The sequence below is a fragment of the Cupriavidus neocaledonicus genome, from assembly GCF_000372525.1.
Classification (GTDB): domain Bacteria; phylum Pseudomonadota; class Gammaproteobacteria; order Burkholderiales; family Burkholderiaceae; genus Cupriavidus; species Cupriavidus neocaledonicus.
This window is the reverse complement of sequence record NZ_AQUR01000092.1, coordinates 1-22895: the sequence shown is the minus strand read 5'-3', so window position 1 is coordinate 22895 and position 22895 is coordinate 1. Positions and strand designations below refer to the sequence as shown.

The 22895-nt window shown below is 69.9% G+C and carries 17 protein-coding genes; 15 read left to right on the top strand and 2 right to left on the bottom strand.

Annotated features, from left to right (window positions below; genetic code table 11):
* The first annotated feature begins 2 nt into the window (after positions 1-2).
* Entirely contained in the window at positions 3-1019 is a 1017-nt protein-coding gene (locus A3AG_RS0112585) for a ParB/RepB/Spo0J family partition protein (protein ID WP_018005744.1), read from the top strand.
* Between the two features lie 90 nt (positions 1020-1109).
* Here A3AG_RS0112585 and A3AG_RS0112580 read toward each other — a convergent pair whose 3' ends face one another.
* Positions 1110-2720 carry a phage integrase family protein gene (locus A3AG_RS0112580; RefSeq protein ID WP_018005743.1) on the bottom strand — a complete coding sequence of 537 codons (1611 nt, stop codon included), beginning with the start codon at positions 2718-2720 and terminating at the stop codon, positions 1110-1112.
* A 528-nt stretch (positions 2721-3248) separates the two neighbouring features.
* Here A3AG_RS0112580 and A3AG_RS0112575 point away from each other — a divergent pair.
* The 11 genes from A3AG_RS0112575 to A3AG_RS0112525 all read left to right on the top strand — a co-directional run bounded on the left by A3AG_RS0112575 (position 3249) and on the right by A3AG_RS0112525 (position 15268).
* Positions 3249-4094 carry a helix-turn-helix transcriptional regulator gene (locus tag A3AG_RS0112575; protein ID WP_018005742.1) on the top strand — a complete coding sequence of 282 codons (846 nt, stop codon included), beginning with the start codon at positions 3249-3251 and terminating at the stop codon, positions 4092-4094.
* 242 nt (positions 4095-4336) lie between these two features.
* The gene (locus A3AG_RS0112570; protein ID WP_018005741.1) at positions 4337-4882 is read left to right on the top strand and encodes a helix-turn-helix domain-containing protein; all 546 of its coding nucleotides are present in this window, start codon (positions 4337-4339) and stop codon (positions 4880-4882) included.
* Between the two features lie 95 nt (positions 4883-4977).
* Positions 4978-5292 (top strand): hypothetical protein, encoded by a 315-nt coding sequence (locus A3AG_RS0112565; protein ID WP_018005740.1) that lies wholly within the window; start codon positions 4978-4980, stop codon positions 5290-5292.
* Positions 5293-5724: 432 nt separating this feature from the next.
* Positions 5725-6390, top strand: a complete 666-nt coding sequence (locus tag A3AG_RS0112560) for a phosphatase PAP2 family protein (protein ID WP_018005739.1) — start codon at positions 5725-5727, stop codon at positions 6388-6390.
* A 116-nt stretch (positions 6391-6506) separates the two neighbouring features.
* A complete protein-coding gene (locus tag A3AG_RS0112555) occupies positions 6507-7910 on the top strand; it encodes an undecaprenyl-phosphate glucose phosphotransferase (RefSeq protein WP_018005738.1) in 1404 nt (467 codons plus the stop codon).
* A gap of 112 nt (positions 7911-8022) precedes the next feature.
* Positions 8023-8274: an acyl carrier protein gene (locus A3AG_RS0112550; protein ID WP_018005737.1), complete on the top strand. Its 252-nt coding sequence runs from the start codon at positions 8023-8025 to the stop codon at positions 8272-8274.
* Complete coding sequence (locus A3AG_RS0112545) at positions 8271-9470, top strand: acyl-CoA dehydrogenase family protein (RefSeq protein WP_018005736.1); 1200 nt, start codon at positions 8271-8273, stop codon at positions 9468-9470. Before A3AG_RS0112550 ends, A3AG_RS0112545 begins: the two co-directional genes overlap by 4 nt.
* Before the next feature lie 11 nt (positions 9471-9481).
* Positions 9482-10483: an amino acid--[acyl-carrier-protein] ligase gene (locus A3AG_RS0112540; protein ID WP_018005735.1), complete on the top strand. Its 1002-nt coding sequence runs from the start codon at positions 9482-9484 to the stop codon at positions 10481-10483.
* Entirely contained in the window at positions 10484-11464 is a 981-nt protein-coding gene (locus tag A3AG_RS0112535) for a DUF1839 family protein (protein ID WP_018005734.1), read from the top strand.
* Positions 11461-14100, top strand: a complete 2640-nt coding sequence (locus A3AG_RS31615) for a glycosyl hydrolase 2 galactose-binding domain-containing protein (RefSeq protein WP_240619835.1) — start codon at positions 11461-11463, stop codon at positions 14098-14100. The genes A3AG_RS0112535 and A3AG_RS31615 overlap by 4 nt, the downstream gene beginning before the upstream one ends.
* Before the next feature lie 445 nt (positions 14101-14545).
* Positions 14546-15268, top strand: a complete 723-nt coding sequence (locus A3AG_RS0112525; RefSeq protein WP_012354880.1) for a Crp/Fnr family transcriptional regulator — start codon at positions 14546-14548, stop codon at positions 15266-15268.
* A gap of 58 nt (positions 15269-15326) precedes the next feature.
* Here A3AG_RS0112525 and A3AG_RS0112520 read toward each other — a convergent pair whose 3' ends face one another.
* A complete protein-coding gene (locus tag A3AG_RS0112520) occupies positions 15327-16520 on the bottom strand; it encodes a DUF1839 family protein (RefSeq protein WP_018005732.1) in 1194 nt (397 codons plus the stop codon).
* Positions 16521-16789: 269 nt separating this feature from the next.
* Here A3AG_RS0112520 and A3AG_RS0112515 point away from each other — a divergent pair, with 269 nt between their 5' ends.
* From A3AG_RS0112515 to A3AG_RS0112505, 3 genes are all read left to right on the top strand, one after another.
* Positions 16790-18364: a mannose-1-phosphate guanylyltransferase/mannose-6-phosphate isomerase gene (locus A3AG_RS0112515; protein ID WP_240619834.1), complete on the top strand. Its 1575-nt coding sequence runs from the start codon at positions 16790-16792 to the stop codon at positions 18362-18364.
* A 93-nt stretch (positions 18365-18457) separates the two neighbouring features.
* Positions 18458-20797, top strand: coding sequence for a polysaccharide biosynthesis tyrosine autokinase (locus A3AG_RS0112510; RefSeq protein WP_018005730.1), 2340 nt, complete (start codon positions 18458-18460; stop codon positions 20795-20797).
* A 35-nt stretch (positions 20798-20832) separates the two neighbouring features.
* On the top strand, positions 20833-22737 hold the full coding sequence (locus tag A3AG_RS0112505; protein WP_204321158.1) for an alpha/beta hydrolase family protein: 1905 nt from the start codon (positions 20833-20835) through the stop codon (positions 22735-22737).
* The last annotated feature ends 158 nt before the right edge of the window (positions 22738-22895 follow it).

The following is a 22895-nucleotide window of genomic DNA, read 5'->3' as shown; positions in this document are numbered from 1 at the left end:
GCATGGCTACCAAACTAAAAAGCCTGAAGGCCGGCATGCTCGCCGGCATGGCGGCCGAGAAGAGCCGGAACGATACGATGGACCGCTTCGCGCGGGCGGAAGCGGCCATTTCCCAGCATCCCAATGGCCTGCTGCATGGCAGGGGAGCTGCCGAAACCTTGGCCGCTTTCAGCGCTGAAAGTCTCGACGACGTCGCCGCGGGCCGGCAGCTGATCCGGATTCCGCTGGCGCAGCTGCATGACAACCCGCTGAACGCGCGCCGCATCTACGATCCTGCCGTGGTGCAGGAGCGGGCCGCGTCGATCGCCACGCACGGCCAGAAGACTCCGGGCCTCGCGGCGCCGGATCCGGCGCGCCCGGGCCACTACATCCTGATCGACGGTCATTACCGCAAGCGAGCCCTGGCATCGGCCGGCAAGCTCGAGATGGAATGCTTTGTCGAGAACGACCTGAGCGACCTGGATTTCTACCGGCTGTCGTTCATGCTGAACGAGCAGCGCTCGGACCAGTCTGCGCTTGACAATGCCATTGCCTGGCGCCAGCTGCTCGATGAAGGGAAGGTCCAGAAGGAAGAGGAAATCTGCGAGCTGACCGGCATTTCCGCTGGCACCGTGAACAAGACCCTCGCGTTGCTGCGCCTGCCGGAGTCGGTGCTGGGCGTGATGCGCGAATGCCCGAGCGCGATTGGCATTGCCGCCGGCTATGAACTGACGCTGTACTTCAAGCTGGCGGGCGAAGAACGCACCCGCGAACTGGCGGGGCGGATCATCCACGACGGGCTGTCCAGCCGCGAGGTCGAGGCGATCCGCAAGCAGGCGCAGGAAGGCAAGGCGCGCAAGGTCAAGGAAATCAGCCGCCAGTACAAGATCCGCACCGACAGCGGCCAGCTGCTGGGAACCATCAAGGAATGGGATTCCGGACGCGTGATGCTGGACGTGCAACTGACCGACCGCAGTGCGCGCGAGGCGCTGGTCGAAGCCCTGAAGTCTCGCTTCGGACTCGACAAGACGTTGCTTTGAAACGCTGAAAGACCGCCGCTTCGGCTCCGCGCCGACATGCCTGGCGGGACGACTTTACGGGGGGCAGTGGCGACACTGCCCCTCTTTGTTTCAGGCCAGCAGATCGCGCGGTGAACGTGCCGCAAATGCCGGATCACAGCGTTCGCGATAGCGCGCCAGGGTGGCCGCCAGCACGGCATGCAGGCCGCGCACCGAATAGCCGCCCAGCGGCTGTGCCGCACGCTTGCGGCGGGCACGCCCGGTGGGCGGCGCCGTCGCCGGGCCGATCAGGCAGGCGTCCTCCATGCATGGACCACCCCACTGCAAATTGCGGTCCAGCCAGTGGCGCGCCAGCGCCATCCGTGTCGCGGGGGCAAGGCCGCTCGCCGCGGCGGGCGCGTCCACAGGATTGCCGAGGGGGGCCGATTCGACGACCATGCCGTCCGCGGGCCCGGCCAGGGACAGCGATCGCAGTGTCGCCGATGACAGCTGGTCGAGGCTGAGCTCCTGCTCGCGCAACAGCAGGATGGCGGCGTGCGCGGCGCGGTAGCGCTGCCCGTCGCTGGCTTCGGCTTGCGACGCCAGCCATGACAGGAAGGCAGCGATGCTGTCGTCCGGCAGCGCAGCGCGGGCGGGGGGCGCAGCGGCCTTCGCCGCCGGTGCCGCTGACATGTCAGCGTCGGTCTGCGCGGGCCAGCGCGCCGCGCACGGGTAGCCGTTGTCGTGCATCCACCGGAACAATGCAGCCAGCACACGCAGGCTGTGGCGCTGGCTGGGGGGGCTCAGCGCGCCGGTCAGTGGCCGCCATCCGGCCAGGTGGCGCGGTGCGCGCGGCCCGCACCAGCGGCTCGCGGGTTCGGGGCTGGCCAGGAAACCCAGGTAAGCCTGGCGGTCGTCCAGGTCGAGTTGCGACAACCCCTTGCTGCGCTCCAGCGCCGCCCACAGCAACAGCCGCTCCGCCTCCTTGCGATACGCGGCAAAGGTGCTGCCGTGCCCGCCGGTGGCAGCGCGCAGCCACGCCTTGACTACGGCCACGCCGTGGCTGTACGGGCAGGCATCGGTACGCGCGGTATGGCCGTCACCGGCCGGCGCGTCGTTGATCAGCTCCAGCGGCAATGGCTGGCGCAGCGCCGGACTCAGCGACGCCGGTTGCAGCGGCGCGCGGTTGCCGACGTGCGCATGCAGCAGCGGCGCGCCATCCGCCCCCTTGAAGACGGTGCGATGCTCGCCGAGCCAGCGGTTGACGGCCGTACCGGCGAGCGCGCCAATCCGCGGCACGGCCCGCCACCAGGCGGTGCCGCGCCGATTGGCAAGATCCAAAAGAGCTTTAAGAGTCACAATATTGGCGTCGCGCAGACGCCGCGCCAGCGCTGGCGCAAACCACAATTCCACACTGTGCTGGGGCTGGGGCGCTGCCGTGCCGAGCCGCTCGAGCTCACCGAGTGCATCGACGCGGCGGTCCATGCCCCGATTCGAGCGCCCGGGGCCGGCCAGCAGCAATTCGGCAAGGTCCGCGCGCCCGTGCAGGTGCGCGAGCTGGACCATGCGGTCGCGCAGGGCCAGCAGGATGCGCAGCGCCGACTCGGCGCCGGCGTCATCGTCGTCCGTATCGTCGGAGAGATAGCGGGGGACCACCATCGCGGCCGGCATGCCCTGGACATAGGCACGCACGGCGGCGAACTCGCTGCGGGTCAGGCTGACAGAGGGCGCGGCAGGAATCATCGGCAGCTTGCGCAGTATCGCTAACTTATTGATTTATAAGGCACCCGGAGCGAGGCAGAAATCGTCCGACCCGAAATGCATAGCAAAATGCAATGCCGATAATTTTATGCGCGATGGCGCAGGATGCACAGGGCCGCCGGCAAGGTTTCGTCCGTATGCTGCCCTCAGCCGGCATAGACCGGCCGCGCGATGGCGCAAGGCGCAGGTTGGGGATTACCCGCCGCAGCGCACCATTACCTTGCATTCGCCGGGCACGTTTCATATGCTGCAGCTCAGGAGTTATAAATACTTAGATCAGACTTCAGCCGAATCTAAGGCTCTTGCAACATAAGCGTTTCACACGCAAACCGGGGCGATCCGGTATCTCCAGGGTAAGGACGAAATGCAGCCAGACGGGAAGGTTGCACGGCGGGCCCGGAGCCATGGCGGATCGTATGGAGGTGCAACCGCAGGATAGCGGGGCACGTCCGACAAGCAGGCACGGATTTTCGCGGGGTCCGGGCTTGCCGCAATAATAAGAGAGCGGCCATGGCCACCATCCTCTTGATCGAGCCTCACCCCCTCCTGCGCCTGGGTCTGCGCCATCTGCTGGCCCAAGCACACCTGGACGGCGACCTGCTGGACCTCGATCCGCTGGCGCCCATCGATTCCGACCTGTGGCTCAACGATGCTGACCTGATGGTCTACGGACTGCCGGCCGACCAGGCCGGCGGCTGGTCCCTGCTGGAGCAGCTGTGCCTGCGGCTGCGGCCGCGGCGGGTGCTGGTCCTCAGCGAACATGCCATGCCGGCGTTGCCCGAGGCCGGCGTGCCGGAGCCGGTGCGCGGCTGCGTACCGAAGCATTGCAGCGCCGACGCGCTGGATGCGGCGGTGCGGCTGGTGCTCGCCGGCGGCGAGTGCTTCCCCGCGTCGAGCCAGCCGTTGCCGGTCCGGCACGCCGGCACGGAGGCCGTCGCGGCGCCCGTGGCGCCGGCCGCCCCCGGCGATGCCCGGGTGGTGGCGCTGCGCCCCGGTGTGGACAATGCCGGCCACGACAGCGCGGCGCCCGCGGCGCCACGGCAGTTCGCCGCGCACGCCACCGCGTACGAGACGCCCTCGGCGGGCGCGCACCTGCTCAACATCACCGAGCGCCAGTACGAAGTGCTGGCATTGCTGGCGCGCGGCTATCCGATCAAGACCGTCAGCCGCATGCTGAACATCTCGATCGCCACGGCCAAGACGCATGCCTGCACCCTGTACCAGCGCCTGCATGTGCGCAACAAGGGCGAAGCGGTCTACGTGGCGCTGCAAAGGGGCGCCACGCTCAACTGGGCAGGACCGGAACCGGCCGCACCGCCGGCGCGTCTGCCGGCGCCGGTAGGACAGGCGGCCTGAGCCGTGCGGGCGACGCCGGTCGCGGGCCCACTCGCGCCTCATCCTTCTGCTGCGCGACGCTCCGCCAAAAGCATGAGGCAGGGGTGGCAGCGGCTTGCTACCTTCTGAGGGAAGACATCCGCACAGACCGACGCCGGCGGGTTGGCGCTGGCGCGATGGCTTCCCCACCGGGCCGCCCCGCAGCCCGGCCCCGACCGCGCGACCACTGCCATGGTCGCCCGGGTTGCCGCCGGACCGAGTCAATGCCGACCTACCTGATCGCCAGCAATGAAATGATGTGCCGGGTCCTGGCGCGACGCCTGCACGCGCTGGACCTGCCAAAGCCGATCAACTGCCGCACGCCGCAATGGCTGCAAGCCTCGGCGCACGCCCCGACATCGGCCGCGCCGATGCAGACCGCAACGCAGGACCTGCAGGCCGTCCCGGGTTTCACGCCTGCGCACGCCGGCGCGCAGCCGTCGCCGGATCCCGCGGATATTGCGGTGATCGATTGCAGCGGCCTCGAAGGCGATCCGCGCGCATGGCTGGACCAGCTGCACGCGCGCCTGGCGCCGCGGCGCTGGCTGGTGTTGTCGGATCGCCTCGATCCGGCGCTGATCCTGCATGCGGCGCTGCTCGGCGCCAGCGGCTGTCTTGCGTTGCCCGCGGCGATGGACCTGGTGTGCGCGGCCACGGCGCTGGTGTGGGCCGGCGGACAGTGTTTCCCGCGCATGGCGCTGTCGCTGGGCGGGACCCGTGCGCCCGCGTCCTCCCTCCTTTGTGCGATCCCTCCTACAACCACCGGATGAGGGCGCAATATTGCTGATGGCCTATGCTTGATTCGCCCGGAGGCAGAAGCTGGCCCTCGTTTGCAGGCTGGCCGTCCCGGGGAGAAGGGGGTCGTATGGAGGCCGGACTGGAGTTCCTCGTCGTGCGCGGCTTTGCGGTGCGCGAGGGCCGGGGAAAGTGGGCGTGCTGCTTCGAGATCAGGCTCGCCGCCCATCGAGGGCAAGGTTGCGGCGCGGATGGCGCTGCCGGCAGCGATGAGCCGCTGCTGTACCGGGGAGAACTGCACGGGCGCCAGTTCGATTGCGAGCTGGCCGCCGCCGATGCCGCGCGCGCGGCCGGCGAGCGCGAAGCCTTGCTGCGCGTGGAGAGCCTCAAGGCGCTGATCATCGCGCAGCATCGGCACCGCGTGCCGCCGTCACTGGTGAGCTGAAGCAGCAGGCACGCGCAGCTGTTGTGCAGCGGCACCCGGCGCGAGCGCCCGGTGCCGCTGTGCTTTTGTGCGGGCCGCATTGTGTTGGCCGCCTCGGTGGAGCCGCCCCGGTGGAGGCCGCATTGCGTGGGCCGCATGACCTCGCCGTTGATCCGCCGCCGTCGCGACGATGCCTTCCCGGCCGGCAAAAAAAGAAGCCCGCCGACCGGGGGACCATGCGGGCTTTGAAAACGCTGCCCCGGTGATGCAAGGGCAGCGATCCCGATTGAACATATCGAATTGCGCAAAGACTCTCTATCCACCAGACGGCCAATGCAGTCATGCACTCTCAACCTGTCTGCACCCTGCTCGGCGAGGCCGGGGCCGCGCTGCACGTGCGCACAGTGATACGCTGCACCCCCAGACCCTGACGCTTACCGCTTGCGCCCGCCCATGAGCCACTGGCATCTCGTTTCCCTGTTCGGCGAGTCCGCGTACCTGCTGCCCTGCGCCGTGTTCCTGGCGTGGTGGCTGTACTGGCGCGGCGCACCCGCCAGCGCGCGCCACTGGGTGCTGGCCTTCGCCGCGGCCGCGCTACTGGTGCTGGCATCCAAGCTCGCGTTCATGGGCTGGGGCATCGGCAGTGCGGCGCTGAACTTCACCGGCTTCTCCGGTCACGCGATGATGGCGGCGTCGGTGCTGCCGGTGCTGCTCTACCTGGCGGTGCCGGCCGCGTGGCGGCGCCTGGGCTGGCTGGCGGCGGCCGCGGGCTTGGGCATGGCGCTGCTGGTGGGGGTGTCGCGGCTGGCGCTGCATGCGCACTCGGTGTCGGAGGTGGCGGGCGGCCTGGGCCTGGGGCTGTGCGTCAGCGTGCCGTTCATCCTGCGGCGCACCACCCCGCATGGTCCGCTGGCGATGGTGCTGGCGAGCGCGGTGCTGGCCACCGCGCTGGTGATGCCGATGACCGGCACCGTGGGCGCCTCGCACGCGCTGATCCAGCAACTTGCCATGCTGCTGTCCGGCCGCGACCGCCCCTTCCAGCGCGGCGAATGGGCCATGCACGGGCGGGCGCCCGGGTACGCCAGGGCGCACGCCGCGGCGCGCACCGGACCCTGCTGAGCGCGGCCGCGCCGCGCCGATTTTCCCGCCACGGACTGTGTGCGCCCGCCAACAGACACTGGCGGGCGGCTCGGCAACCATCGCTGCATCGAGCATTGCATTCGCGGTGGACAGCCATGGCATCCAGTTCGACCTTTGCGGCAGAGCGCCACACGGCGCTGCACTTGTTGTACCGGCTGGCCGACGCGGTGCTGGTCGGCGCCTGCGCGGTGATGATCGGTGCGCTGTACTTTCCGGAAGGCATCCGCGGCGCCGCGCCGGTGCATGGCTTTCTTGCCGCGCTCTGTTCGATCGCGGTGCTGGCCGTGTTTCCCGCCTTCGGCATCTATGAATCGTGGCGCGGCCGCAGCCGTGCGGCGCTGGTGCTGCGCCTGCTGGCTGCGTGGACCACGGTGTTCATCGTCGGGCTGATGACGGCGTTCCTGATGCACCAGATCGCCGCGGTGTCGCGGGTCTGGTCGCTGGGCTGGTTCGCTTCGAGCCTGCTGGCGCTGGCGGGGGTGCGCGCCGTCATGTTCCGCATGCTGGGCAATGTGCGCGAGCAGGGCATCAATGCCAAGCGCGTGGTGATCTTCGGCTACGGGCCGCTGGGGCGCGAGATGTACCTGCGCGTGGACCAGATCCGCGCCGCGGGCTACCGCGTGGTCGGCATCTACCATGAGGAGCCGATCGCCGTGCCCGACGGGGTGGTCTCTTTGCGCACCATGGACGAGGTCAACCTGTTCGTGCGCAGCCAGGCGGTCAGGGAGATCTGGCTGACGCTGCCGATGGTGGCGTGCCGCGACCTGTACGACGTGGTGCGGCAGTTCCGCAACGAGCTGATCGACATCCGCTGGATTCCCGACGTGATGTCGGTGGAGCTGCTCGGGCACCGCTTCAGCGAGTTCCTCGGCCTGCCCGTGATCGACCTGAACAGCCCGCCGGTGTCGGGCATCACCGGCCTGCTCAAGGCCAGCTTCGACCGCGCCTTCGCGCTGGCCGCGCTGGTCGGGCTGGCGCCGCTGCTGCTGGTGGTGGCGGTGCTGGTGAAGCTGTCGTCGCCCGGGCCGGTGCTGTTCCGACAGCGGCGGCTGGGCATGGACGGGCGCCCGTTCGATGTCTTCAAGTTCCGCACCATGCGCCAGCACGCCGACGTGGGCGTCACGCAGGCGGTACGCGGCGATGCGCGCGTGACCCGGGTCGGCGCCTTCCTGCGCCGCACCAGCCTGGACGAGCTGCCGCAGTTCTTCAATGTGCTGCGCGGCGAGATGTCGGTGGTGGGCCCGCGCCCCCATGCGATGGAGCACAACGAGCTCTACAAGGAACTGATCGACCGCTACATGCTGCGGCACCGGGTCAAGCCGGGCATCACCGGCTGGGCCCAGATCAACGGCCTGCGCGGCCAGACCGATACCGTCGAGAAGATGCGCCGGCGTATCGAGTTCGACATCTACTACATCCAGCATTGGTCGTTCCAGCTCGACCTGCAGATCATCCTGCGCACCGCGCTGCATGGCTGGACCGGCGCCAGTGCGTATTGAGGCGCGCAGTTGCGGCGTGCCGGGGGGCGCACGGATTGGTGCGCAAACGTACCGAAGCCGCAGGCTGTTCAGCGTGCAATAGGCCGCACCCATAAAAATCCGGAGACGTTCCATGAAAGCAACCATCCGCAGCATTCTGGGCGAAGTTGCCCGGCTCGATGTGCCGCTCGCCGACGTGGCAGACAGCGATGATCTGTATGCCGCCGGCCTCTCCTCGCTGGCCACCGTGCACGTGATGCTCGCGCTCGAGAACGCTTTCGACATCGAGATCCCGGACCAGATGCTGACACGCCAGCTGTTCCGCAGCATCGATTCCCTGGCCACCGCGGTCGAGCAGATCCGGCGGCAGCAGGAGGCGGCATGACCTCCGTGGCCAGGGTGGCACTGGCACATGCCGGCGCGGGCGCCGTGTGCGCGCGCGCCGAGGCGCTGCTGGTCGCAGCCCAGGCCGCTGCCGCAGTCGCGCAGGCCCATGCCGACGCCGTCGACCGTGATGCGCGCTTTCCGCAAGAAGCCATCGACAGCCTGCGCGAGCACGGCCTGATCGGCGCCATGGTGCCCGCCGCGCACGGCGGTGCCGGCGCCTCGCTGGCCACGGTGGCAGCCATCTGCCGCGTGCTCGGCGCGGCGTGCGCGTCGACCGGCATGATCTACGCCATGCACCAGATCCAGGTCGCCTGCGTGATCGAACACGGCGGCGGAAGCCCCTGGCACCAGGCGCTGCTCGCTCGCATAGCCGCCGAGCAGCTGCTGCTGGCTTCGGCGACTTCCGAGGAAGCCATCGGCGGCGCGCTGCGCAGCAGCGGCTGCGCGCTCAACGTCGCGGACGAACGCTTCCATCTGCTCAAGATGGCGCCGACGATTTCGTATGGCGCGCATGCCGACGGCATCCTGATCACGTCGCGCCGCCATGCCGATGCGGCGCCATCGGACCAGGTGCTGGTGTGCGCGCTGAAGCCGGACTACACGCTGCAAAGCCTGAACGCGTGGGACACGCTGGGCATGCGCGGCACCTGCAGCAACGGCTTCCGGCTCGAGGCCACCGGCACCCTGGCGCAGGTGCTGCCGGTGCCGTTCGGCGAGATCGCCGACGCCACCATGACGCCGGTGTCGCACATCCTGTGGAGTGCGCTGTGGCTCGGCATCTGCAGCGATGCGGTGGCGCGCGCCAAGACCTTTTTCCAGGGGCAGGCGCGCGCGCGACCCGGCGCGCTGCCGCCGTCGGCGGCGCGCGTGGCCGAGGCGGTGAGCCTGCTGCAGCTGATCGAAGGGCGGCTGGAGCTGGCGCTGGAGCAACAGCGCCGGCGCCATGCCGAGCCGCCGGTGGCGGGCGCGTTCGCGCTGGCCGCGGGCATGAACGGGCTCAAGACCGCGGTCTCCACGCTGGCGCTGGAGGCGGTGCAGCAGGCCATGCTGGTGTGCGGCATGGCGGGCTACAAGCACGGCACGCCGTTCAGCCTGGGCCGCCACTTGCGCGATCTGTGGTCGGCGCCGCTGATGATCAACAACGATCGCATCCTGACCAACACAGCCAGTCTGTTGCTGGCCGATCGTTCCTGAGGGGAGATCGCATGGACCTCCATACCCTGACCGACGGTACCGCCCAGGGTGGCGCCGCGGCCGAGCCAAGCGCCGCCACGCAGCGCGGCAAGCCGGCGCCGCGCGCATCCGGCCCCACGTTCCTCGAGCAGCTGGTGGCCGAGGGCCTGATGATCCCGACCGGCGTGCCCGGACTGTATGGTCGCAACACCACCTTCGAATCGATCTGCGCAGGCATGAACACCGTCATGACGCGCCTCGGGCACGGCCTCGGCGCGGAAACCCTGCACTTCCCGCCGGCCATGGGCCAGGCGGACTTCGAGGCCAGCGGCTACATGAAGAGCTTTCCGCAGCTGGCGGGCACCGTCCACAGCTTCTGCGGCGACGACAAGGGCCACCGCCGCCTGCTGGCGCGCCTGGAAGACCAGGACGACTGGACCGACCAGCAGCAGCCGACCGGCGTAGTGCTGACCCCGGCCGCGTGCTATCCGGTCTACCCGGTGATCGCGCGGCGCGGCCCGCTGCCCGAGGAGGGCAAGGTGGTCGACGTGATGTCGTACTGCTTCCGCCATGAGTCCTCGCTCGAGCCGACCCGCATGCAGCTGTTTCGCCAGCGCGAGTATGTCTGCCTGGGGACGCCGCAGCGCATCGCCGCGTTCCGCGAGCAATGGCTCGAGCGCGTGCCCGAGTTGGCCGCGGCGCTGCAGCTGCCGGTGCAGATCGACGTCGCCAACGATCCGTTCTTCGGCCGCGGCGGCAAGCTCGTCGCCGAAAGCCAGCGCGAACTCAGGCTTAAGTTCGAGCTGCTGGTGCCCATCAACGATGGCGCGCCGCCCACGGCGTGCATGAGCTTCAACTACCACCTGGACCACTTCGGCCACATGTGGGACCTGCGCAGCGCGGACGGCGCCGTTGCGCACACGGGCTGCGTCGGCATCGGGGTCGAGCGCATGGCGCTGGCGCTGTTGCGCCACCACGGACTGGATCCGGCGCGCTGGCCCCAGACCGTGCGCGACACGCTGTGGGGGGGATAAATGTACGGCGACGGCAGGGCCAGGGTTCGCGCAGGCCGCTCCACCTGGCATGGCGGCAATCCGGTCTGGTCCCATGCGAACCAGCATATCGACCTGTGGGTCGAGCTGCTGCAGGGCTGGGACCTGGAGCCCATTGCCGCGCTGCCGTTCACCGTGGCGCAGGACTTCGAGGGTGACCAGTTCACGCTCTCGGCGTTCCCCGCCAACGACCTCGAACGCCTGTACGGCATCGTCACGCACGAGCTGTCGATGTATGACCGGCTCGAGGCGCATGTGGCCACCCAGACCGCGCGCGGCAACGTGGTGCTGCTGGAAGTCGACAGCTACCAGCTGCCGCAGCCGGCCGGCACCTATCGCCGCCAGCACATGCGCTCGTGCATCGGCATCGACGTGCTGGTGCCCGAGGCCGCCGCCGTCGGCTACTTCCACGGCGACGGCTACCACACCGCCAGCGGCGAGGACTATGCCGCCATCTTCCGCCCGGAGACGGTGGGCTACGGCGAGGTGGCGGCGTTTCCGCATGCCTCGGTGGCGCGGCGGCGCTTTGCCGCGCTGACCGATGCCGCACTGATGCGGACCTCGCTGGAGCTGCTGCGCCATCATCTGTCGCGCCGTCCGCAGCACAACCCGATCAGCGTGTTCCGCATGGCGTTCCCGGGCCATCTCGAACACCTGATGGCGCGCGGCGAGCCCAACTTCCAGGTCTACGCGGCCAGCGTGCTGCGCCAGCTGGGCGTCAATTTCGAGCTGCTCGGCCGCTACCTGCGCTGGCTGGTGATGCACGGGCACTCGCTGCCCGATTGCATCGGCGAAGCCTGCTACACCATGGCCTCAGAAGCCATGGTGATGCAGTTCCGGCTGATGCGCGCGGTCATCAGCCGCAAGTCCGATCCCTGCCAGGACTGCCTGGACCAGCTCGAGCAGGCCTACCAGGGCACGGTGCCGGCGCTGGCCTCGCACTTCGGCGCGAGCGTGGCATGAGCGCGCGCGACCCGGCGGCACTGGTGCCAGGCCAGTCCGCGGGAATCACCAGCGCCACCGCCGCCGCCGCCCCCGCCCCCGCTCCCGCCCCCGTGCCAACGGCCTCGACCGAGCCGGCGCCAACCCCCGGCGTGGCCGTGGGCCCTTGCGCTTTGGCCGGCGAATGGTGCTGGCTGGAAACGCTGGCGGGCGCGGCACGGGCGCCGTCCGAGCTGGCGCCAGATGCGCCGTGGCTGCCCGCGCCCGTGCCCGGCACCGTGGCCGCGGCCATGCGCGCGGCGGGCCGCTGGGACGACAGCGCGCCGCCGCCGCTGCACCGGCATGACTACTGGTACCGCGTGCGCTTTGCCGGCAGCGGCGCGCGCACGCTGCGCTGCAATGGCCTGGCGACGTTGGCCGAGGTTTGGCTCAACGGGGTCCTGGTGCTGACCACGCGCCATATGTTCGCCGCCCACCAGGTGGCGGTGCAGCTGTCCGGCGACAACACCCTGCACCTGTGCTTTCGTGCGCTGCATCCGTGGCTGCGCACGCAGCGCGGGCAGGTCCGCTGGAAGCCGCGCATGATCGTGCCGCCCACGCTGCGCGCGGTCCGCACCACGCTGCTGGGCCATATGCCGGGGTGGTGTCCGCCGGTCCATGCGGTCGGGCCGTGGCGCGGCATCGAGCTGCTCGATCCGGCCAGTGCCGATCCGCTGCACGGCGTGCGCGCCGAGGCCAGCACGAGGCTGGATGGCACCGACGGCATCATCGCGCTGGCGCTGCATTTCCCCGGTCCGGCCCCGGCGCAGGCGCGCTGGCTCGCGGCGCATGGCGACAGCGAAGTCTGGGGCAGCCTGGCGCGCACGTCGGAACATGTGCTCGCCGGCACGCTGCGCGTGCCGCATGCCCGCCTGTGGTGGCCGCATACGCATGGCGAGCCCGCGCTGTACCGGGTCGAGGCCCGCCTCGGCACGCAGGCGCTGCATTGCGCCCAAGTGGGCTTTCGCACCGTGGCGGAAGACCGCGACGGCGAGCCCTGCGCCTTTGCGCTGCGCGTCAACGGCGAGCGCATCTTTTGCCGCGGCGCCTGCGTGTCCAGCCTTGACCTGCCCGGACTGGCCGACAGCGACGAGGCCGTGGGCCACTGGCTGCGGCTGGCACGCGACGCGGGCATGAACATGGTGCGGGTCAGCGGCGTCACCTGCTACCCCGGCGAGGCCTTCTACCGCGGCTGCGACGCGCTGGGCCTGCTGGTGTGGCAGGACTTCATGTTCGCCAATTTCGATTACGGCGCGGACCCGCAGGCGTCGCGCGGCCTGATGGACGATGCCGCGCGCGAAGTCGGCCAGTGGCTGCAGTCGACACGCGCGCATCCGGCCATCGCGGTGCTGTGCGGCGGCAGCGAAGCCGAGCAGCAGGCGGCCATGCTGGGCACGCCGCGCGGCGACTGGCGTCAGCCGCTGTTCGACGAACTGATCCCCGGCCTGGTGGCCAGGCACCGTGCCGACGTGGTCTATGTGCGCAACTCGCCCAGCGAAGGTGCGTGGCCGTTCCAGCCCGACACCGGCGTCACGCATTACTACGGCGTGGGCGCCTACCAGCGCCCGCTGGCGGATGCGCGTCTGGCCAGCGTGCGTTTTGCTTCCGAGTGCCTGGCCTTTGCCAACGTGCCATGCGCGCGCACGCTGCGCGAACACGGCCTGACCCAGCCGCTGCACGATCCGCGCTGGAAGGCGCGGGTGCCGCGCGATGCCGGCGCGGCGTGGGACTTCGAGGATATCCGCGACTTCTACCTGCGCGCGCTGTACCAGGTCGATCCGCCGCGCCTGCGCTATGAGCATCCGGCGCGCTACCTGGCGCTGTCGCGCGCGGTGGTGGCCGAGCTGATGGCCGAGGTCTTCAGCGAGTGGCGCCGCGTGGGTTCGACCTGCGCCGGCGGGCTGGTGTGGCAGTTGCAGGACCTGCTGCCCGGTGCCGGCTGGGGCATCGTCGACGCGTGCGGGCGCCCCAAGTCACCCTGGCACGCCTTGCGCACGGTGTGGCAGCCGCTGCAGGTGCTGCTGACCGACGAGGGCCTGAACGGCCTGCATGTGCATGTCATCAATGAAACCGCGCAGCCGCGCACGGTGCGGCTGGCGCTGCGCTGCCTGCGCGACGGCGAGGCGGTGGCGGCGCAGGCGCAACAGGTGCTGAGGCTGCCTCCGCGCGCATCCTGCCGCATCGCCGCGGCGGCGATGCTCGACCAGTTCTTCGATTTCACCTACGCCTACCGCTTCGGGCCGCCGGCGCACGATGTGGTGCTGGCCACGCTGCATGCCGATGACGACAGCGCCGGCACGCCGCTGAGCCAGGCGGTCTACCTGCCTGACCGCAGCGCCGCCGCACTGGCGGCGCCCGAGCTGCATGGCAGCGTCGAATGCGCGCAGGGCCAGTGGTGGCTGAGCGTCGGCACGCGCCGCTTCGCGCGCTGGGTGCATATCGAGGATCACGCCTTCCTGCCGGAACAGGACTGGTTCCACCTGGGCCCCGGTGAAACGCGGCGCATCCGCCTGATGCATGAGAGCGGCCCGGCCGCGGCGGCCGGCGCCATCCCTTCGGGCGAGATCTACGCCATCAACGCCGACCGGCCCGCCAGCTACGACGCACCGGGCGCATAGGGCGTACAGGCCCCACCGGCCGCCACTGCGGGCCGGCTCCTCCCTTGTCATGCCTTGCCTGGCAGCGTGTCGCCGGCGGCCCGCCGTCGGCCCTGCGCCGGCATTCCGGCGCCCCGGTACTTGCATTCGCCGCCAGCCGCGGGCGCCGCGCCGGCCTGCTACCAACCAACCAAAGGATGAACGAGTACCAGCCGTCTGCCTACTGTCGCTTCAGTGCGCCATAGCACTTAATACAGTCAAACGACGAGGCAGGCACACAGCGCACCGCAGGGCTTGCGCGTCGGGACGGAAAGCGGATTGGGGCCGTCATCAGTCAGTCATACGCGGTGTCAACAAGTCGGAAAGCATCAGTCACGGGTGGAGCGGTACAGCCGGGCTTTGCACCACGCAGCCAGTGCGCGAGCGGCGGCCCAGTGCCGGTCCCGGGTCAACGGGGAGAATCAGCATGATCACGCAACGGTCGGACCTGCATGTCAATCATCTGCTCAATGCCCTGCCGCGGCAGGAATGGGAAACGCTGTCGCGCCACTTTGAACTGGTCCGGCTGCGTGCCGGCGAACTGCTGACTGACACCAGCCAGCGCATCGTGCATGTGTATTTCCCGACCACCTCGGTGGTGTCGCTGCTGTCGCTGCTCGAGGACGGCGCCACGGTCGAGTTCGCCGCGGTCGGCAATGAAGGCCTGGTCGGCATTCCGGTGGTGACGGGCGGCGATACCATGCCCAGCCGCGTCGAAGTGCGCAGCCCCGGCTTCGCCTACCGCATCCCCGCGCGCGCGTTGCGCGCCGAGCTGTCGTACCTGCCGACCCTGCAGCGCGTCACGCTGCTGTATGTGCAGGCGGTGCTGACGCAGATCGCGCAGACCGCGGCATGCAACCGCCACCACTCGCTGAACAAGCAACTGTGCCGCTGGCTGCTGCTGGCGCGCGACCGCATGAACTCCAACGAGCTGGTCATCACCCAGCAGGTCATCGCCAACATGCTTGGGGTGCGCCGCGAAGGCGTCACCGAAGCGGCCGGCAAGCTGGAAAACCTGGGGCTGATCCACCACAGCCGCGGCCATATCACCATCCTCGATCATTGCGGGCTCGAGAAGCATTCCTGCGAATGCTACAAGCTGGTCAAGCGCGAGTACGACCGCCTGCTGCCCGCGCTGGCCCACGCGTAACGTGCCATCGTCGCCCGGCACGGCAGGCAGCGTGCGCCCGCGGCACTTGCCGTTGGCGTCAGGCGTACGCCGGCTGCGCCGGATCGGCGGCGCCGAACGACGACAGCAGGCCTGCGATGACCGTTTCATAAGCGCACTCCATCGTATCCAGGGACCCGGCGCAGCGGTCCGGACGCCCGCGCGCCATGGCCCGGGCCAGGCGGAACTGCAGCACCTTGCATTCCGAAGCCAGGCTGATCGCCGCCCGTGCCACGCGCGCGGGCACATGGTAACCATGCTCGCCGAACCAAGCGAGGCAGTGATGCAGCATCTCGAAGTTCGCCCCCAGCTGGCGCGGCAGGTTGAAGCCGTAGTGATGGAAGTAGGCATCGCCGCGCGCCAGGATCACCGCGACGTGCTGGTCGAAGTCGGCGCGCCAGCGCGTGACCGGGTTCAGCGCGGGGCGGCGGCCCAGGTGGTGGCGCATCAGCGCCGCCGCCGCGTCGGCCGCGGCCGCGTCGCGCAGCGGGGCGCGCACGCGCTTGGCGCATTCGGCGTAGGGGAACAGTATGTTGCCGTCGCGCAGTGCGGGGGTCAGGCGCAACAGTCCGCGGTAGTCCTCGTCTTCGGCGCTGTGGTAGCCGAGGCTGTGATAGTAGGAGAGCCGTTGCGCCGCGGGGTCGATCCGGTCGATCGCGACGGTGGTCTTCACATGCGCCTGGCGGTAGGCGGTGGCGCGCGTATCGGGCAGGTAGTAGCTGTCGACCTCCACCAGCACGGTGTGGCCGCGCCCGACTTGTTCGGCCAGGTGGGCCTGCAGCGTGTCGTAGACCGCCATCTCCTGCACCACCGTGCCGTACAGCAGTTCGAGGTCCGCCGGCGGGTACTTGAAGAAGGTGAAATGGTCGCCCTCGTAGTCCTGCGCCACGGTGAAGGCCAGCGCCGCGCGCGGGTCGAGGCCCCAGCCATACAGCAGCTCGATCCACAGGTCCATGTAGCAATTGCTCTCCTGCCAGACAGAGGCTTCATGGTGCAGCCAGCGCTGCACCGGCCTGGCCAGGTGGGGCGACTGGCGCGCGTAGCGGTAGCCGCCGCGGTCGGTGGCCGTGGTTGCCGTGGTCGCTGTCCTCGGCGCGATTGTCGCCGTCGTAGCCGTCGTTGCCACCGCCCGCTCCATGTCGTTCCTCCGCAGTGCGCGCATGCCGCCGGGCCGCGATGGCAGGCGCAGCGCCTGCACGGCCCACTGTATTGCAACGCCGGTGGCCGTGGCCATCGGTGCGTTCTCCAACAGAGCGCGCGCGATCGCGAGCCACTGCGGCACGCATGCGCGCGGCCCGCCGCGGCGGCGCAAGTAGCGTGTGCGGAATCGAACAGATTGCGCCAGGACGCCTGCCTAGACTGGCTGGCATCCCCGTCACGGCGGTCAGGGACCGCTGCCGGGCGTACCCGTTTCTGCGAGACCGCCGCAGTGCCGGCAATGGCTGCGCAGGGCCGGGCGCAACGCGCGGGACGCTTGGAACAGCCGACACGCCAGGAGGCATGATGCGAATTCGGACCCGGGAAGAGAACCAGACGCCGCCGCCGGTCAACGGCGAAATCCATGCAGCGCTGCAAGGGCTGGGCGACAGCGCGGCGCATTGCGCCGCGTTGCCGGTGGTGCAGCCCGTGATCCTCGCCGGCGGCGCCGGTACGCGCCTGTGGCCGCTGTCGCGCGAGCAGTTCCCCAAGCAGTTGCTGAACCTGATTGCCGAAGACACGCTGCTGGAAGCCACCGCCAACCGCCTCGCCGGCGTGGCCGCGCTGGCGGGCCGCCCCGACGGCATGGAAGCGGCGCAGATCGTGGTCTGCGGTGAAGAGCACCGCTTCATGATCACCGACATGATGAAGCGCGCCGGCAAGGCGGCGCGCGTGCTGTCCGAGCCGTGCGGGCGCAATACCGCGCCGGCGCTGACGGTGGCCGCGCTGCATGCACTGGCGGGCGCGGGCGAGGGTGGCGATGCGGTGCTGGTGGTGACGCCGGCCGACCACAGCGTGGCTGACGTGGCGTCGTTCCGCGAGGCCATTGCCACGGCAATCCAGCATGCGGACCACGGTGCCATCGTCACGCTGGGCGTGAAGCCGGTGGCGCCCGAGACCGGCTTCGGCTACATCCGCGCGGCCGGCGGCGCCGACCACGGCGCGTTCATGCTGGACCGCTTCGTCGAGAAGCCGCACCTGGAGCTGGCCAAGCACTATGTCGAGTCCGGCGAGTTCTGGTGGAACAGCGGCATCTTCGTGGTGCGCGCCTCGGTATGGCTGCGCGCGGTGGCCCAGTTGCAGCCGGAGATGGCGCGCCAATGCCGCGCCGCCTATGCGGCGAGCGAACCAGCCGCCTGCGCCGGCGAGGTGCTGTGCCTGGGCAAGGACGCCTTCCACGCCTGCCCGTCCGACTCGATCGACTACGCCGTGATGGAGAAGCTCGAGACCCTGCCGGATATCGCCGGCATGCTGGTGCCGCTGGATGCGGGCTGGTCCGACGTGGGCTCGTGGGCGGCGATCTGGGACATCGCCCCCAAGGACGCCAGCGGCAATGCCGGACGCGGACGCGTGCTGTTCGACGGCGCGAGCTCTTGCCTGGCGCACTCCGAAGGCCGGCTGATCGCGTGCGTCGGGGTGCAGGACGTGGTCGTGGTGGAAACCGCCGACGCGGTGCTGGTGGTCGACAAGGCCCACGTGCAGGACGTGAAGAACATCGTCCAGCGCATCCGCTCCGAACATGGCAATGAAGTGGTGAACCATCGCAAGGTGCGCCGGCCCTGGGGCTGCTATGACTCGATCGACCGCGGCGACCGCTTCCAGGTCAAGCGCATCGTGGTCGAGCCCGGCGCCAGCCTGTCGCTGCAGATGCACTACCACCGCGCCGAACACTGGGTGGTGGTGCGCGGCACCGCGCGCGTGACCTGCGGCGACAACATCAGCATTCTTTCGGAAAACCAGTCGACCTACATCCCCATCGGCACCCTGCACCGGCTCGAGAACCCGGGCAAGACGCCGCTGGAGATCATCGAGGTGCAGTCGGGCGCCTACCTGGGCGAAGACGACATCGTGAGGTTCGAAGACAACTACGGGCGCAAGTAAGGGGTCGGCGGCCAGTGCATGCGCGCGGGCGCGCACCGGTTGCTGCGTGATTGGCGTGAGGCAGCGTGTGGCGGGAGAGATGTCGTGAGCAGAATGTCATTTGCCGGAGCCGTGCCGGTACCCGACCAGGTGTCGCCGCGCAGCGGCGCCAACGCGCGCGTGTTGCTGGACCACGCAGGCTGGATCCTCGCCGCCGGGCTGACCGGCGCGGCCCTTGCCTGGATGGCGTGGCTGTCCACCCCTGACCTGTATCGCGCCAAGTCGCTGGTGCAACTGCAGACCCGCGACGCCGCCGGTCGCATGGCCACGCCGCAGCTCGACCTGGGCATGCTGAAGAGCCGCGCCGTGGTCGGCCCGGTGGTCGAGCGCCTGCACCTGGACATCGAGATCGAGCCGCTGCGCGCGCCGCTGCTGGGCAGCCTGGTCAATCACTTCGCCGAGCCCGGCAAGCTGCGCGGGCCGTGGCCGGCCGAGCTGGGCTATGCGTGGGGCGGCGAGCGCGTGGCGGTGGAGCGCCTGAACGTGCCGGCGCGCCTGCTCAACGTGCCGCTGACGCTGGAGATCCTGCCCGACAACGGCTTCCGGCTGAGCGGGCCGGATGCGCAGCTCGAGGGCCGCGCGGGCCAGGTGGCCGAGGCCGGTGGCATCTCGATGCTGGTGGGCCGGATCGAGGCGCGCCCGGGCACGCGCTTCCTGGTCACGCGGCGCGACCTGACGCTGACCGTCGATGCCGTCACGCGCGAACTGCGCGTCGACAGCGAGTCGAGCGACGCCACCACGCTGCGCATCAGCTGGCAGAACCGCGACCCTGCCACCGCGGCCGCGCTGGTCAACGGGATCGCCGATTCCTATATCAAGGGCCAGGCCGAGCAGCGCCAGGACGACACCGCCGCGACGCTGGCCTTCCTGTCGGGCGAACTGCCGCGGGTCAAGGCCGAGCTGGAGCGCGCCGAAAGCGCACTGACGCGTTACCGCTCGCGTTCGGGCTCGCTGGCGCCGAGCCAGGACGTGCAGTCCTACCTGAACGGCAGCATGGAATACCAGCGCCAGATCGCGCTGCTGCGCCTGGAGCGCACCAAGCTGCTGCAGCGCTTCACCACCGAAGCCAACGAGGTCCGCACCGTCGACAGCCAGATCCAGCAGCTCACGCGCGAGCGCCAGGAAATGGACGCGCGCATGCAGAACCTGTCGGCGTCCGAGCGTGAATCCGTGGCGCTGACGCGCGATGTCAAGGTGGCCGAAGACATGTACATGACGCTGCGCCACAAGGTCGAGCAGCTGTCGCTGGCGCAGCTCGACCGCACCGGGCAAGTGCGCATCGTCGACAACGCACTCACGCCCACCGTGCCGGTCGGCATGGGGCCGTGGACGCCGGCCGCGGGCGGCGGCTTGCTGGGCATGCTGCTGGCGGCCGGGGCGCTGACGCTGCGCCAGCGCGTGCGGCCCACCGTGGCCACCGCCAATGACGCCGAGGACAAGCTCGGCATCACCATGCTGGGCGACATTGCCTTCAGCCGCGAACAGGCGGCGCTCGAGCGCATGGTTTCGGCCAAGGCCCTGCTGGGCGTGGCCGCGGGCTATGCCGCGCCGCCGTCGGCGCGCCTGGAGCGGCCGCGGCCGTCGAGCGCGGTGATCGACGTCTCCGCGCTGGAGGATGACAGCGCCGAGCGGATGCTGCGGCTGGGCCTGCACGACCAGTTCCTGCTGGCGCGCAACGCGCCGCACTCGCTGGCGGTAGAAGGGCTGCGCAATATCCGCGCCGCGGTGCATTTCGCGCTGCGCAGCGCGCCCGACCATGTCATCGCCGTCACCAGCCCGGCCCCCGGCGCCGGCAAGACCTTTGCGTCGGTGAACCTGGCCGTGCTGTTTGCCGAAGCCGGCCAGCGCGTGCTGCTGATCGACGCCGACCTGCGCCGCGGCCGTGTGGCGAGCTGGTTCGACCAGCCCGCCGAATCCGGCCTGGCCGAACTGCTGACCGGGCGCGTGCAGCTGTCGGCCGCGGTGCGGCCTACCGTCGTCAACGGCCTGTCGATCCTGCCCGCGGGTTTGCCGCCGCCGAACCCGTCGGAGCTGCTGATGCGCCCGGGCATGGCCGAAATGCTGCGGCAGTGCGCCACCCGCTTCGACCTGGTGCTGGTCGACACGCCGCCGGTGCTGGCGGTGGCCGATGCCAGCCTGGTCGCGAACCTGGCGGGCTCGACGCTGGTGGTGCTGCGTGCCGATGCCACGCTGCCGGGCCAGGTCGATGAGACGCTCAAGCGCCTGCAGCGGGCCGACGCGCGCCTGCTGGGCGGCATCCTCAACTGTGTCATCGCCAAGCGCAGCAACCGGGCCGAGTTCAACAGCGTCAATCCTTACCTTGGCATGCCGGCAACCGCGCCGATGTCGCGCAGGATCGGCCAGGCGATGCATGGCGAAGAAAAGAGAGAATAAAGGCCGCTGCGGCCGGCGGGCGTACCCGTTTCTGCGTGCGCTTGCCGGACCGGTTGCACAGGTCAGCGGCTGACATGCGTTCGCCAGGAGGCGACATGAGGCGGCTTATGTTTGAAGGCTGTGCCGGCTGGCTGCACGAGGCACAAGGGAAGACCGGGGTAGTGCTGTGCGCGCCGCTGGGCCACGAGGCCATGTGGTCGCACCGCGCATGGCGGCATCTCGCCGACGATCTCGCCGCGGCCGGCATGCCGGTGCTGCGCTTCGATTATCCCTGCACCGGCGATTCCGCCGGGGCCTGCGAGGCGGCGCATTTCCTCGGCCGCGCCGTCTCGAGCATCGTCGCCGCGGCCGCGCAGCTGCGCGCGCTGGCCGGTGTCGAGCACATCGTGCTGTGCGGGTTGCGCGCCGGCGCCAGCCTCGCGGTGCACGCCGCCGAGGCGATGCGCGCGCACCCGGCATGGCACGGCGGCGTTGCCGCGCTGGTGCTGCTCGCGCCGGTGGTCAATGGCCGCGCCTACCTGCGCGAGCTGCGTGCGCTGCATCTGAACTGGCTCAACAGCGCGGGGCCGACCGAACCTCCGCCACCGCCGCCGGCTGGTGCGCTCGACGTGCTGGCCTTCCGCTTCGGCGCCGACACCGTGCGCGAACTCGAGCGGCTGCGGCTCGACCGCGGCACGGACTGCCCCGCGCCGCGGGTGCTGTTGCTCGATCCCTGGCCCGGCACCGCCTCCGCGACCGGCGCGCTGGCGCAGTACTACACCGACGGCGGCGCGCAGGTCGATGCGGCCGCGTTTCCCGATTACGCCGACATGATGCAATCGGCCGAGTTTGCCGGGGTGCCGGCGCAGACGTGGCGGCAACTGGTGCAGTGGCTGGCGCCCATGCGGGCCGCGTCGGCTGCGTCGGCCGCATCGCCCGCGCTGCCGGCGATGCGGCGGCACGTCATCGGTGCGGCGCGCGCGGCGTCCCTGCGCGCGGCTGTCGATGGCGTGGTGGAAGAGTCGGTCTGGCTCGACGCGCGGCGCCAGTTCGGCATCCTCTGCATGCCGCCCGACGCGGCACCCGCGCCGGTCGCGGTGATCTTCCCGAATACCGGCGGCAACCACCATGTCGGCGATGGCCGCATGTTCGTCATGCTGTCGCGCCGGCTGGCAAGGCTGGGCGTGGCGTCGCTGCGGCTGGACGTGTCCGCGCTGGGCGACAGCCCGCGCGCGCCGCGCAGCATGAGCATTGCCGAGATCTACTCGCCCGGGCCGCGCGCGGACGTGAGCGCCGCGGTCGACTGGATGCGCGCGCGCGGGTTCCGCTACATCGTGCTGGCCGGGGTGTGTTCCGGCGCCTTCCTCAGCCTGCACGCCGCCCTGGCCAACTCCGGCGTGAACGGACTGGTGCTGGCCAACCTGGTGAAATTCCGCTGGGACCGCGCCGACGACCGGAGCGCGGGCAAGGGCACGCGATCATGGCAGGGCTGGCTCTCGGCGGCGCGCCGCGGCGGCAACTGGCAGCGGATGTTGCAGGGACATGTGAGGATCGGCCCGCTCGCCGCGGCGATGGCGCGACATGCATACCGGAACGCCACCGAGCGCGTGGCGTTCCGTTTGACGCGGCTGCGCGGTGGCGAAGATCTGGCGTCAGCCACGGCTTACGCGCGCGCCGCGATGCGCAGCCTGGATGAGCGTGGGGTGCGGATCGCGATGCTGTATGGGTCGGACGACATGGGGCTCGAAGAGGCCCGGTTGCGTTTTGGCAGGGATCTTGAGGCGCTGGCGACGTTCGCGCATATCACCGTGCATCGGCATGGGTGTATGGACCATGCGTTGTTTCTGGCGGAGGGGAGGGAGGTCTTCTGCGACCAGGTGGTCAAGCATGTGGTGGGGACGTTGGAGGGGATGGAGGTGGTGGGGGAGGGGGTGTTGCAGGGTGCAAAGGTGTGTGGCTGATTTGGGGGGGGGGATTCTGGGGTGTTTATTGAGTGTGTTTGGGGTGTCGGGGGTGGGCGCTGTTGGTGACATGCTGTCGGCTGTTGGACCGCATGGTTCCGCCCTGCTGGGCGGGTCACTTTTTGGCCGAGCGCCAAAAAGTAACCAAAAAGCGCGTT